10 protein-coding genes are annotated in these 12,993 nt (G+C 71.7%); 5 read left to right on the forward strand and 5 right to left on the reverse strand.

Translation table 11 applies throughout. The features are described 5' to 3' along the window. Position 1: 1 nt before the first annotated feature. Genes ACGFIO_RS30105 through gcvT form a run of 3 tightly spaced genes read right to left on the reverse strand, consistent with a single transcriptional unit; the run spans position 2 to position 2,824 of the window. Positions 2-958, reverse strand: a complete 957-nt coding sequence (locus ACGFIO_RS30105; RefSeq protein WP_392830929.1) for an anti-sigma factor RsbA family regulatory protein — start codon at positions 956-958, stop codon at positions 2-4. Beyond that, positions 955-1,722 carry an MEDS domain-containing protein gene (locus tag ACGFIO_RS30110; protein WP_392830931.1) on the reverse strand — a complete coding sequence of 256 codons (768 nt, stop codon included), beginning with the start codon at positions 1,720-1,722 and terminating at the stop codon, positions 955-957. The genes ACGFIO_RS30105 and ACGFIO_RS30110 overlap by 4 nt, the downstream gene beginning before the upstream one ends. A gap of 31 nt (positions 1,723-1,753) precedes the next feature. Beyond that, complete coding sequence (gcvT, locus tag ACGFIO_RS30115) at positions 1,754-2,824, reverse strand: glycine cleavage system aminomethyltransferase GcvT (protein WP_392830934.1); 1,071 nt, start codon at positions 2,822-2,824, stop codon at positions 1,754-1,756. A gap of 136 nt (positions 2,825-2,960) precedes the next feature. Between gcvT and ACGFIO_RS30120 the strand changes: the two genes are divergently transcribed. Further along, positions 2,961-4,520: a leucyl aminopeptidase gene (locus ACGFIO_RS30120; protein ID WP_392830937.1), complete on the forward strand. Its 1,560-nt coding sequence runs from the start codon at positions 2,961-2,963 to the stop codon at positions 4,518-4,520. Between the two features lie 144 nt (positions 4,521-4,664). Here the strand turns inward: ACGFIO_RS30120 and ACGFIO_RS30125 are convergent, their stop codons facing one another. Next, positions 4,665-6,056, reverse strand: a complete 1,392-nt coding sequence (locus ACGFIO_RS30125; protein ID WP_392830940.1) for an MFS transporter — start codon at positions 6,054-6,056, stop codon at positions 4,665-4,667. A gap of 141 nt (positions 6,057-6,197) precedes the next feature. Next, positions 6,198-6,512, reverse strand: coding sequence for a hypothetical protein (locus ACGFIO_RS30130; protein WP_392831065.1), 315 nt, complete (start codon positions 6,510-6,512; stop codon positions 6,198-6,200). Positions 6,513-6,655: 143 nt separating this feature from the next. Between ACGFIO_RS30130 and lpdA the strand changes: the two genes are divergently transcribed. The 4 genes from lpdA to ACGFIO_RS30150 all read left to right on the forward strand — a co-directional run bounded on the left by lpdA (position 6,656) and on the right by ACGFIO_RS30150 (position 12,992). Further along, positions 6,656-8,065, forward strand: coding sequence for a dihydrolipoyl dehydrogenase (gene lpdA, locus ACGFIO_RS30135; protein WP_392830941.1), 1,410 nt, complete (start codon positions 6,656-6,658; stop codon positions 8,063-8,065). Between the two features lie 39 nt (positions 8,066-8,104). Continuing rightward, on the forward strand, positions 8,105-10,003 hold the full coding sequence (gene sucB / locus ACGFIO_RS30140; RefSeq protein ID WP_392830943.1) for a 2-oxoglutarate dehydrogenase, E2 component, dihydrolipoamide succinyltransferase: 1,899 nt from the start codon (positions 8,105-8,107) through the stop codon (positions 10,001-10,003). A gap of 174 nt (positions 10,004-10,177) precedes the next feature. Further along, positions 10,178-11,095 carry a TIGR01777 family oxidoreductase gene (locus ACGFIO_RS30145; RefSeq protein WP_392830946.1) on the forward strand — a complete coding sequence of 306 codons (918 nt, stop codon included), beginning with the start codon at positions 10,178-10,180 and terminating at the stop codon, positions 11,093-11,095. A 31-nt stretch (positions 11,096-11,126) separates the two neighbouring features. Next, complete coding sequence (locus ACGFIO_RS30150) at positions 11,127-12,992, forward strand: DUF2079 domain-containing protein (RefSeq protein ID WP_392830949.1); 1,866 nt, start codon at positions 11,127-11,129, stop codon at positions 12,990-12,992. The last annotated feature ends 1 nt before the right edge of the window (position 12,993 follow it).

The following is a 12,993-nucleotide window of genomic DNA, read 5'->3' on the forward strand; positions in this document are numbered from 1 at the left end:
CTCAACCCGGGTTGCCGGCGGTGAGGCGGAGGGTGAAACCGTCCGGGGAGGACACCGCGGTCACATAGTTGCAGGACTGGTGGACGATCCACAGTCCACGGCCGCCGGTGGCCCGGTCGGTGGCCGGCATCAGGCCGGCGAACGGGTCCTTGGGGCCGGGGCCGGCGTCGGTGATGGTGACCACGATGCGGCCGTCGCCCGCCCACACCCGCATGGTGGCCGGCGCCCGGCCGTGGACCAGGGCGTTGGTGACCGCCTCGCTGACCGCGACGATCAGATCTTCCAGGTCGTCGTCGCCGATGACGGCACCGGCGTTGGCCGACCGGATCGCCGCCCGCGCCGACGCCGGGGTGGGCTCGGGCAGGTCGGCCAGCGGCGGCGCCGCCTGCAGCGGGTCGGCGGCCTCGGTGCGGGGTTCGCTGAGGTAGGTGACCGGTTCGACGTACGCGGTGGAGATCGGGTGGGTGCCGTCGGGGCACGCGGTACGCGGGTGGGTGCGGGCGATCTCGGCCAGCTGGTCCTCGGCCGTGGTACGCCGGTCGTACGCGCACATGCTCCACAGCGGAAAGTCGTTGTAGACGTGATTGATGGCCGACTCGTAGCGCGTCCACCAGTCCCAGGTGGCGCCGAACGCCGAGGCGGGCAGCTCGCCGATGATGCGGATCTGCGGCGCCCCGGCGGCGAGGTGGCCGGCCAGCAGCCGCCGGTACGAGCGGATGGCCGCGGTCGGCCGGGCGTAGACGGCCCCGCCGGTCAGGTATTCGACCCTGGACCGGGCGGGCAGCGCCGACCGGACCAGGGTGGCGTTGCGCTCACCGAGCGCCACGATGGTCGGCTCGCCCGCCTCGCTGCCCTCGCTGAGGAACGGGACCAGCACCGACAGCAGTTCGTCGTCGGACGAGTAGTAGACGGCCTCGTGGTAGTAACCCTCGTGGCCGGCGGCGGCGCCAGTTCTCATCGGGTGGCCTCGACACGCAGACGGGACAGGTCGAGCAGGTCGGCGAGACGTTTCAGGCCGCCGCTGGCCCCGCGGAGCACGATCGTGGTGTCGTGGTCGTCGGCGAACCGCTGGATCCGCAGCAGCGCCTCGTGGTCGGCGAACCGCAGGCCACGCGCCTGCAGCACCACCTCGCCGGCGGGCGGCAGGTCAGCCCGGGCCAGGGTGGTGGTGAGCAGGTCGTGGGCGGTCAGGTCGAGTTCGCCGGTGAGCGCGGCGCTGCCGTCGGCCGGCGGGCACGCGTGCAGCCGGAACGGGACTGTCGCGTCGGCCCGGGAATGCATGCAGGCGAGCTCGGCGATCACGTCGTCGCCGAGCTCGGTGCGGTCGTAGGCGCACATGGCGGTGTACCGATGATCCGGGATGTAGCGGTCGATGAGGAATTCGTAGCGGGCGAAGGCGTCGCGCTGGGCCGGGGTGCGTACCAGCGGGGTGACGTCGGCCACCACCCGCAGGCCGGTGTAACCGGTCGCCACCGCTTCCTCGGTCGCCGCCGCGTAGACCGCGACCTGGGCCCGGGGGTCGATGACGGCGCCGTCCGGGTAGCGCTCGCCCAACGCCAGGAACGGGAGCGGCAGGGCCGGCCGGTCGGCGGCGACGAACCTGGTCAGCTCGCCGGCCGCCTCGCCCGCGGCCAGGAAGTCCCGGGCGCGTTGCTCCAGCCCGGCACGGTTGTCGAAGGCGAGACAGACGTGCCCGGCGCATCGGCCCTGGTCACTGCTCACCCCCCGAGCATAGGTCGCCACGCCGATCAGGTCATCGCACAGAGGTGTCAACGAACGGCGGCCTGACCAGTCGCGCCTCGGCGCGGCGGCCGCGGATGTCGATCTCCACGGTGTCGCCGTCGGAGAGGCCGGCGGAGTTGTCGATCAGAGCGAGGGCGATGCCCACCTTCTTTGTCGGGGAGAAGGTCCCGCTGGTCGTCAGGCCGATCGCGTGCTCACCGGCGTACACGGGCATGTGTCCCCGGGGGATCCCCCGGCCGGTCAGCTCGAGTCCGCGCAGGACCCGCCGCGGACCGTCCGCCTTCTCCTTGACCAGCGCGTCCCGGCCCCAGAAGGCCGGCTTGGACCAGCCGACGGCCCAGCCGGCGCGCGCCTGCACCGGGGTGATGTCCAGGCTCAGCTCCTGGCCGTGCAGCGGATAGCCCATCTCGGTACGCAGGGTGTCGCGCGCGCCGAGCCCGCACGGTCGCACCCCGGCCGCGATCAGCCTGTCCCACAGCGGGCCGGCCTCGTCCCAGGGCACCACCAGCTCGTAGCCCTGCTCGCCGGTGTAGCCGGTGCGGCACACCACGATGCGGTCCTGGGCGGTGAACGACATGTACTCGTGGCCGACAGGCAGGCCGAGCGCGCGGACCGCGTCCTCGGCGGCCGGACCCTGCACGGCCAGAATGGCGTAGCCGGTGTGCTCGTCGGTGACTGTGACGCCCTCGGGCGCGGCGGCCCGCAGCCGGGCCACCACCTCGGCCGTGTTGGCCGCGTTGGGGATGAGGAACACGTCGTCCGCGCCGAACAGATAGGCGATCAGGTCGTCGACCACGCCACCGGACTCGTCGCAGCACATGGTGTATTGCGCCTTGCCCGGCCCGATCCGGCCCAGGTCGTTGGTCAGGCAGCGGTTGACGAACTCGGCCGCGCCCGGACCGGCCACCCGCGCCTTGCCCAGATGCGAGACGTCGAAGACCCCGGCCTGGGTACGCACGGCCGTGTGCTCCTTGATGACGCCACCCCCGGCGTACTCCAGCGGCATTTCCCAGCCACCGAATTCCGCGAGCTTGGCGCCGAGGCCGAGGTGCCGTTCGTGTAAGGGCGAGTGCTGGAGCATGGAGTCAACTTACCCGTGATCACCGTGCCGGTTAGAGTCGCCTGAGCACTCAGGGCCCGGCCGCACCGCGCCGAGCCTCGCCAGCGCCGGCGCCGCCCACAGGCGACACCGGCTCCCGACTTCCCGGAGAGCCCGCGTGACCCAGCCCCGTCTCAGCCTGGTGGACACCGATCCCGCCGAACTCGCCGTCGATGCCATCGTGATCGGCCTGCACAGCCAGCCCGACGAGGGCGGTGCGCTGCTGCCCGCGGCCGGCGCCGAGAGCATCGCGGCCGCGTTCGACGGCAAGCTGACGTCGACGCTGGCCCTGCTGGGGGCGACCGGCTCGCCGGGTGAGGTGACCAAGCTGGCCACGCTCGGCACGATCACCGCGCCGCTGGTGGTGGCCGTGGGGCTGGGCGACGAGCCGTCGGGTTCGGCGCCGGCCCCCGAGACGCTGCGCCGGGGCACCGGTGCGGTGGTGCGGGCGCTGGCCGGCAGCGAGACGGTGGCGCTGGCCCTGCCGGTGCCCGACGACGCGGACGCGCCCGGCGTGCTGCGGGCGATCCTGGAGGGTGCGCTGCTGGGGTCGTACCGGTTCGCCGGTTACAAGACCAAGCCGCAGCCCGGCCGCCGCGAGCCGGTGTCGGCGCTGCAGGTGCACGTGCCCGACGCGGCCGACGAGCCGGCCCGGTCCGAGGTTTCGCGCGCTTCGATCGTGGCGGCCGCCGTCCGGCAGACCCGCGACTGGGTGAACGCCTCGCCCAACAACCTGCGCCCGCCGGCGTTCGCCGACGCGGTGGTGGCCGCGGCCGAGGGCACCGGCCTGCAGGTCGAGGTGCTGGACTTCGACGAGCTCAAAGCCGGTGGGTACGGGGGAATCGTCGCGGTCGGCCAGGGTTCCGCCGCCGGTCCGCGCCTGGTCAAGCTCAGTTACACCCCGGCCGGCGTGACCGACCCCAAGCGGGTGGCCCTGGTCGGCAAGGGCATCACGTTCGACACCGGCGGCATCAGCATCAAGCCGGCCGCCGGCATGTGGGAGATGAAGTCGGACATGGCCGGCGCCGCCGCGGTCGGCGCGACCATGCTGGCGGTGGCCGCGCTCGAGCCCGGCATCGCGGTCACCGGTTACCTGGCCATGGCCGAGAACATGCCGTCGGGTACGGCGTACCGGCCCGGCGACGTGATCACCATGTTCAACGGCAAGCGGGTCGAGGTGCTGAACACCGACGCCGAGGGCCGCATGGTGCTGGCCGACGCGATCGCCCGCGCCTGCCAGGACGGCACCGACTACCTGTTCGAGACGTCGACGCTGACCGGCGGGCAGGTGATCTCGCTGGGCAAGCGGATCGCCGGCGTGATGGGCGACCCGGCCACCTGCGAGCGGGTCAAGGCGGCGGGCGAGTCGGTCGGCGAGCCGGCCTGGCCGATGCCGCTACCGGACGAGGTGCGCAAGGGCATGGAGTCGGAGATCGCCGACATCTGCCAGACCAACAGCTCGATGGACCGGGCCGGCCACATGCTGCAGGGTGGCGTGTTCCTGCGCGAGTTCGTGGCCGAGGGTGTCGACTGGGCGCACATCGACGTGGCCGGGCCGGCGTTCAACTCGGGCGAGCCCAGCGGCTATCTCACGAAGGGCGGCACCGGGGTGCCCGTCCGCACCTTCCTCGCCCTGATCGACGACATTGCTGCTGACTCCGCTCCGCTCCGTGGGTGATCGCCCCGATAGGCCGATGAGATGACTCGGGGTTTTCTGCCGCCCGCAAACCCGCGGGCGTCAGAAAACCCGGGCCATCTGATCGACGGGCGATCGCCGCCGCCAACGGCTGAGCGGGCGCTTCCCGAGTGGTAGCGCTGGGCGCTATTCGCGGCCCGGACGGCGCTCGGGGCTACCACTGTCTTTGACTGTGGTGGGGACGGTGCCGTCGAGCAGGGGCATGGCCAGGGCGGCGAGCCCGATGCCGATCACGATCCAGGCGACGCGGTGGAAGCCGGCGTCGTCGACCCGCGCCCCGAAGCTCAGCCCGATCACGCTGGCCGAGAAGATCGCGCCCAGGTAGTTGGCGGTCCGGTAGAGGCCGGCCGCCACCGCGATCCGCTCCCCCGGCGCCTGCGTGTAGAGCGCCGCCTGGTTGGCGACGTTGCTGAAGCCGTTGGCCACCCCGAACATCGTCGAGATGGCCAGCATCAGCGCCACCCCGGAGCCGTGGCCGGCGGCCAGCATCACGCCGGCCGTGGCGATCAGCGCCGACGCCCCGGCCACCAGCGGCCACCGCACCCAGCCGCGGGACGACGCGACCCGGGCCAGCCCGATGCTCACCACCGACAGCGGCAGCATGATCAGGCCGACCGCGAGCGACGAGTAGCCGGCGCCCTCCTCCATCCACTGGCTGACCCCGTACAGCGCGGTGTAGTTGCCCAGCCCGGCCAGGAACTGCCGCAGATAGGTGCGTTGCAGGGCACCGTTGCGTCCGAGCATGGGCAGGTCGATCAGCGGTTCCGGGGCGCGCGGCTCCCAGCCGGCGAGGGCGGCCAGCAGCACCAGGGCCAGGCCGGCGATCCACCACCGGGGGTGGGTCAGGTCGCCGAGGAACAGCAGCAGCGCGACGATCGCCCCGGCGAACAGGGCGATGCCGGGCAGGTCGAGCGCGGCGAGCGTGCCGCGGCGGGACCGGAGCGGCTCGTCCCGCTCGACCGCGAACCAGGTGGCGGCCAGCGTGATCAGCGCCAGCGGCACGTTGACCAGGAACAGCCCGCGCCAGCCGAAGGTCCCGTTGAGCAGCCCGCCCAGGGGCAGGCCGACGACGATGGTGACCTGGGCGGCGATGGAGAAATTGCCGAGGGTACGGCTGGGTACGCCCGTTCCGAGCCGGTCGGCGCGGCGGCGGACCAGGGCCATCGCGGTCGGGTAGCCGGCCGACGTACCGATGCCGATCAGCGCCCGGGCGACCAGCAGCGCCTCGAAGCTCGGGGCGAAGCCGCCGAGCAGTCCCCCGGCCAGCAGGATCGTCACGCCGGCGAGGAACACCCGCCGGGGTCCGAAGAGGGTGGCCAGCTTGCCCATCGTGGGCTGGGCGACAGCGCTGCACAGGTAGAGCACCGAGACCAGTTGCGCGGCGGCGCCGGGCCCGACCCGGAAGTCGGCGGCGATCGCGGCCAGCCCGGTGGCGATCATCGAGCTGTTGATCGGGTTCAGTGCCGACCCGAGCAGCAGCGGCGCGATGAATCGCCGTTCTTTAGCTTGGCTAACCACTTATCTCACGGTACCCGCGGGCGCCCCGTCGATGAGACGGCGCGCCGTTCGCTGGCGCCCGCGGCGTTGCGGGCGACAGTAAGCGGTGGGTCATCTCATCGGCATCAGGGGCGCACGCTCGCGGAGCGCAGCGACGCCGTACTACTCGGCCTTCTTCCTTGCGTTGTAGTCGCGCATGCGCTGGGGGTAGCCCATCAGCTTCACGTCGTACACCGGCATGGCGAGCTGGTGGGCGAAGCGGCGGGCGGTCTCGGGCGAGTCGACGCGGCGACGGGTCCACTCGCCGTCGTGTGCCACGAGCAACAACGTGGTCTCGGTCACCGTCGTCCGCGGCTCGATGAAGCCTTCGACGCCACGACGGGATCGGACAAAATCGGCGAGGTGCTCCAAACCAGCACGATCCGCACCACGATCGGTCGTACGACCCGGCTCCCTGCGCCGGCGGAACCAGGCCACCGAGCCCTCCTCACGTTCTTTAGCCACAAGCGTACTTTGCGTGCGCATGTCGTTGGGCACCTGAGTGCATCGACCGCGTGCGCAAGTGACAAGATGGCCAGGACGACTGTGACCGTTTCGTTTGTGTGACCCGCAGCGGAACGATGCTTAGGGAGTTGACCGTGAGCCAGCCAGACGGCGGAACATTCGACATCGTGATCCTCGGGGCGGGCAGCGGTGGATACGCCGCCGCGCTCCGCGCCGCCGAGCTTGATCTGACCGTGGCGCTGATCGACAAGGCCGAGCTGGGCGGCACCTGCCTGCACCGCGGCTGCATCCCGACCAAGGCGCTGCTGCACGCCGCCGAGATCGCCGACCAGACCCGCGAGAGCGAGCAGTTCGGCGTCAAGGCCGACCTGGTCGGCATCGACATGGCCGGCGTCAACTCGTACAAGGACGGTGTCGTCGGCCGGCTCTTCAAGGGCCTGACCGGCATGCTCACCACCAACAAGAAGATCACCGTGATCCCCGGCCACGGCAAGCTCGTCGCCAAGGACACCGTCGAGGTCGACGGCAAGCGCTACACCGGCCGCAACGTGATCCTGGCCAGCGGTTCCTACTCCCGCTCGCTGCCCGGCCTCGAGGTCGACGGCAAGCGCGTGATCGCCAGCGAGCACGCCCTCAAGCTCGACCGCGTGCCCAGTTCCGCGATCGTGCTCGGCGGCGGCGTGATCGGCGTCGAGTTCGCCAGCGTGTGGAAGTCCTTCGGAGCCGACGTGACCATCCTCGAGGCGCTGCCCCGGCTGGTGGCGGCCGAGGACGAAGAGATCTCCAAGGCGCTCGAGCGGGCGTTCCGCAAGCGTAAGATCAACTTTAAGGTCGGCAAGCCGTTCGAGAAGGTCGAGCACACCGAGAACGGCGTGCGGGCCACGATTCAGGGCGGCGAGACCATCGAGGCCGAGGTACTGCTGGTCGCGGTCGGTCGTGGGCCGACAACCAAGGACCTGGGGTACGAGGAGCAGGGCGTCACCCTCGACCGCGGCTTCGTGATCACCAACGAGCGCCTGCACACCGGCGTCGGCAACATCTACGCCGTCGGCGACATCGTCCCCGGCCTGCAGCTCGCGCACCGCGGCTTCGCCCAGGGCATCTTCGTGGCCGAGGAGATCGCCGGCCTCAACCCGGCGGTCATCGACGAGGCGGGCATCCCCCGGGTCACCTACTGCGACCCCGAGATCGCGTCGGTCGGCATCACCGAGGCCAAGGCCAAGGAGAAGTACGGCGCCGACAAGGTCAAGTCGTACAACTACAACCTCGGCGGCAACGGCAAGAGCCAGATCCTCAAGACCGCGGGCTTCGTCAAGCTCGTCCGGGTCGAGGACGGGCCGGTCGTCGGCGTCCACATGATCGGCGCCCGCATGGGCGAGCAGGTCGGCGAGGCGCAGCTGATCTACAACTGGGAGGCCTTCCCGGAGGAGGTCGCCCAGCTCATCCACGCCCACCCGACGCAGAACGAGGCGCTCGGCGAGGCGCACCTCGCGCTCGCGGGCAAGCCCCTGCACGCTCACGCCTGATTTCATCCACCCGCAAGCACTGGTTAGGAGTCACAGAACATGCCGACATCGGTCACCATGCCGCGGCTGGGTGAAAGTGTCACCGAGGGCACCGTCACGCGCTGGCTGAAGCAGGAGGGCGAGCGGGTCGAGGCCGACGAGCCGCTGCTCGAGGTCTCCACCGACAAGGTCGACACCGAGATCCCCTCCCCCGCCGCAGGCGTGCTCACCCGCATCGTCGTCGGTGAGGACGAGACCGCGGATGTCGGCAGCGAGCTGGCCGTGATCTCCGGCGAGGACGAGGACGCGGGCTCTTCCGCCCCGGCCCCCGCCCAGTCGCAGCAGGAACAGGAGGACGAGCCGCCGCTGGCCCAGGAAGAGGCGAGCCACCGCGAGGAGCAGCCGGCCGAGCAGGAGCAGCCGTCCGCCGACGCCTCGTCGCAGGGCGGCTCGGGCGGTGACGCGACGTCGTCGCCGGATGGCTCGGGCGGTGGCGGCGAGGGCACCCCGGTGAAGATGCCGGCGCTGGGCGAGAGCGTCACCGAGGGCACCGTCACCCGCTGGCTCAAGCAGGTCGGCGACTCCGTCGAGGTCGACGAGCCGCTGCTCGAGGTCTCCACCGACAAGGTCGACACCGAGATCCCGTCGCCGGTGGCCGGCACCGTCCTGGAGATCAAGGTTCAGGAGGACGAGACCGCCGACGTCGGCGCCGACCTGGTGATCATCGGCACCCCGTCGTCGGGCGGGTCGTCCGCCCCGGCGCCGTCGCAGCCCGAACCGAAGCAGGAGGCTCCCAAGCAGGAGGCTCCCAAGCAGTCGGCTCCCGCCCCCGCGCCGCAGCAGGCCGAGGCGCCCAAGGTCGAGTCGAAACCGGCCCCGCAGGTGTCGGAGGCCGGCGAGTCCTACGCCGGCCCGACCCCCGAGGTGGAGCAGGGCAAGCCGGTGCAGCAACCGTCCGCCCCCGCTCCGGCCGCGCAGGCGTCGTCGTCCAACGGTGGCTCCGGCGACGCCGGCTATGTCACGCCGCTGGTCCGCAAGCTGGCCGCCGAGAAGGGCGTGGAACTGTCCTCGCTGACCGGCACCGGCGTCGGCGGCCGGATCCGCAAGCAGGACGTCATCGAGGCCGCCGACAAAGCGGCGGCGGCGAAGGCCGAAGCGGCCAAGCCGGCTCCGGCCGCGTCGTCCGCCCCGGCCTCCGCGCCCGCTCAGGCACCGGCGCCGAAGGCGGCACCGAGCCCGCTGCGCGGCCGCACCGAGAAGCTGACCCGCATGCGTGCGGTGATCGCCCGGCGGATGGTCGAGTCGCTGCAGACCTCGGCCCAGCTCACCACGGTCGTCGAGGTCGACGTCACCAAGATCGCCCAGCTGCGGCAGAAGGCCAAGGCCGACTTCCAGGCCAAGCACGGCGTCAAGCTGACCTTCATGCCGTTCCTGGCCCTGGCCACGGTCGAGGCACTGCAGGAGCACCCGGCGGTCAACTCGTCGATCGACCAGGAGGCCGGCACGGTCACCTACCACGACGGCGAGCACCTGGGCATCGCGGTCGACACCCCGCGGGGCCTGATCGTCCCGGTGATCAAGGACGCGGGCGACCTCAACCTGGCCGGGCTGGCCAAGCGGATCGCCGACGTGGCCGACCGCACCCGCAACAACAAGATCAGCCCCGACGAGCTGTCCGGTGGCACGTTCACGCTGACCAACACCGGCAGCCGGGGCGCGCTGTTCGACACCCCGATCATCAACCAGCCGCAGGTCGGCATCCTCGGCACCGGCGCGGTGGTCAAGCGGGCCGTGGTCGTCGACGACCCCAACCTGGGCGAGCTGATCGTGCCCCGCTCGATGATGTACCTGGCCCTGAGCTACGACCACCGCATCGTCGACGGCGCCGACGCCGCCCGCTTCCTCACCACGATGAAGCAGCGCCTCGAGAGCGGCGCCTTCGAGGCTGAATTGAGCTAGCCCCACGCGATCGCCCCGTCGGTGAGATGGTCGCGATTTCTGATGCCCGCCGGGTTCGCGGATATCGGAAATCGTGGCCATCTCATCGGCATTCTGGGGGCGATCGCGCGCGGAGCGAAGCGAAGCCATCCAACTCAGTTTTGAACCTGTTCGACAAGGGGCATCATGGGGATCATGCGGATCCTCATGGCCGGTGCGTCCGGTTTCCTCGGCGTCCCGCTCGCGAAGCGGCTGCGAGAGGCTGGGCACGACGTCACCAGACTGGTCCGGCGGCCCGCCGAGTCGACGGATGAAGCGACCTGGTCGCCGTCGCAGGGGCAGCTCGACCCCGCCCTGGTGGCGGGGGCCGACGCGGTGATCAACCTGGCCGGGGCCGGGGTCGGCGACAAGCGGTGGACCGCGGCGTACCGCAGCGTCATCCGCTCCAGCCGGGTCGACACGACCGGGACCATCGCGCGCGCGATCAAGCACCTCCCCGCGGCCGACCGGCCGCGCACGCTGCTGCAGGGCTCGGCCGAGGGCTGGTACGGCGAGACCGGCGACCGCCGGGTCACCGAGGACTCGCCGGCCGGCCGCGGCTTCCTGGCCGACGTCGTGCGGGTGTGGGAGGCGGCGGCCCGGCCGGCCGAGGACGCCGGCACGCGCGTCGTCCTGCTCCGCAGCGGGCTCCCCCTGCACCAGGACGGCGGCCTGCTCAAGCCGCAGATGCCGATCTTCCGCGCCGGGCTGGGCGGCCGGCTGGGCAGCGGCCGGCAATACCTGCCCTGGCTCTCGCTGGAGGACTGGCTGCGCGCGGTCGAGTTCCTGCTGGACCAGGAGGAGATCAGCGGGCCGGTCAACGTCGTCGGGCCCGAGCCGGTGACCAACGCCGAGTTCGCCGAGACCCTGGGCCGCGTGCTGCACCGGCCGGCGGTGACCTTCGTGCCAGGGTTCGCGCTGCAGATCGCGCTGGGCGGCTTCGCCGAGGAGGCGCTGGGCAGCAAGCGGGTGATGCCCGGGGTGCTGAGCCGGGCCGGATTCCGGTGGAACCACCCGACCCTGGAGTCGGCCCTGCGGGTGGCAGTCGGCCAGACGCCGAGCGCGGCTTCCTGATCACGGGGCGGCGGCTGTTAGCTTGTAGCCGATGTCCGTCACCGCCACCGCGCCCGCCGAGTCGTCCGACCCGCCCGCCGAGCCCGCCGCCCCGTCCGCGGTACGCCGCCGGTGGCCGGGTCATCTGATCATGGCCGCCGTGTCGGTGGCCGTCGCGGTCTACGTGACCCAGGGGCTGTGGGCCGACCCGTACGGCAAAGTGCTCCAGCGCAACGCCGGCGACCAGGCGTTCTTCGAGTGGCTGCTGGGCTATGGGTGGTACCTGCTGAGCCACGGCGCCGACCCGTTCTTCACCGACATGATGAACGCGCCGGACGGCGTGAACCTGGCCGCCAACACCTCCATCACGGTCTACATCGTGGCGCTGGCGCCGATCAGCCACTTCCTCGGCCCGCAGGTCAGCTTCGTGATCATCCTGACCGCGAACCTGGCCGCAGCGGCGTTCGTCTGGTATTTGTTCCTGCTCCGCCACGCCACCACCCGCCGGGGCGTGGCCGCGGTGGCCGGGCTGTTCTGCGGGTTCGCGCCCGGCTTCGTGTCGCACGCCAACGGCCACCTGAACTGGTCCGCCGGTTGGATCGCGCCGCTGGTGCTGTGGTGGGTGCTCAAGCTGCGCGAGGACCGCTGGATCCGCAACGGGCTGGTCCTCGGCCTACTGGTCGCGGCCGGGTTCTCGATCGCGGCCGAGGGGCTGTTCTTCACCGCCCTGGCCAGCGCGGTCTTCCTGGCGGCGTGGGCGCTGGCCCCGGCGACCCGGGCCGAGGCGCGGGGCGCGCTCACGACCATGCTCAAGGGCTTGGGTGTCACCGCGGTGGTGGCCGGCGCGCTCCTCGCGTACCCCCTGTACATGCATTTCGCGGGGCCGCAAAGCTTCTCCGGGACCGGGTTCAACCAGCGCCACTACGTCGAGGACGTGGCGTCGTACCTGAGCTACGCCGAGCGCAGCTTCGCCGGCTGGGCCGGGCTGGACAGCGCCTGGCTGGCGCCGAACCCGACCGAGGAGACGTCGTTCTTCGGGCTGCCGATGGTCGTGCTGATCATCGCCGGGCTGGTCACGCTCTGGAAACGGGCCGACGCCGGGCGGCGGGCGACGCTGCGGGCGCTGATCGTCGTGGCGGTCACCTTCGTGGTGCTGTCCTGGGGGCCGCGGCTGCAGATCTTCGAGCAGGAGACGCCGATCCCGCTGCCGTACGCCGCCCTGGCCCATCTGCCGCTGTTCGACTCGGCCCTGCCGGCCCGGTTCGCGCTGGTGCTCGTGGGCGTCTTCGGCGTGGTGCTGGCCATGCTGGGCGATCTGCTGCTGCGCGACCGGACGATCCCGTCGGCGGCACAGACCGCGTTCGGAGCGGCGTACGCGGTGGCTCTGGTCCCGATCATGCCCTTGCCCCTGCTGACGACCACACGCGCGGTCGAGCCGCAGTTCATCGCCGACGGCACCTGGAAACGGTACGTGGACGACGACGCCTCGCTGAGCTCGCTGCCGTTCGCCAGCAACCTGTCGGCCGACGCGCAGCGCTGGCAGGCGTACACGATGGCCCGGGGCGGCAAGCAGTTCCGCATCCCCGACGGCTATTTCCTCGGGCCGGGCGGGCACGACGGCACCGGGCAGATCGGCGCCCGCTGGCATTGGACCGACTGGCTGCTGGCCCGGGCCGGCCGGTACGGCGAGGTCCCGCAGGTCACCGAGGCCGACCGGATCCGGGCCCGTGAGGATCTGGCCCACTGGAACATCCAGGGCCTGTTCCTGGCCGACCGGGTGACCGGCGCGGACGGTCCGGAATTCCGGGCGGCGATCGAGCTGACCGCCCGTGATCTGTTCGGCGAGCCCGAACGCGTCGACGACGTGCTGTTCTGGCGCATCCGCCCCGGCGTCGACCCGGTCACACCCGGGCAGTAGG

The sequence above is a fragment of the Actinoplanes sp. NPDC049265 genome, from assembly GCF_043197135.1.
GTDB lineage: Bacteria > Actinomycetota > Actinomycetes > Mycobacteriales > Micromonosporaceae > Actinoplanes.

Bases quoted from the DNA above. Each gene is read 5' to 3' on its own strand.
- ACGFIO_RS30105 (WP_392830929.1), bottom strand. From the start codon at position 958: ATGAGAACTGGCGCCGCCGCCGGCCACGAGGGTTACTACCACGAGGCC.
- gcvT (WP_392830934.1), bottom strand. From the start codon at position 2,824: ATGCTCCAGCACTCGCCCTTACACGAACGGCACCTCGGCCTCGGCGCC.
- lpdA (WP_392830941.1), top strand. From the start codon at position 6,656: ATGCTTAGGGAGTTGACCGTGAGCCAGCCAGACGGCGGAACATTCGAC.
- sucB (WP_392830943.1), top strand. From the start codon at position 8,105: ATGCCGACATCGGTCACCATGCCGCGGCTGGGTGAAAGTGTCACCGAG.
- ACGFIO_RS30145 (WP_392830946.1), top strand. From the start codon at position 10,178: ATGCGGATCCTCATGGCCGGTGCGTCCGGTTTCCTCGGCGTCCCGCTC.
- ACGFIO_RS30150 (WP_392830949.1), top strand. From the start codon at position 11,127: ATGTCCGTCACCGCCACCGCGCCCGCCGAGTCGTCCGACCCGCCCGCC.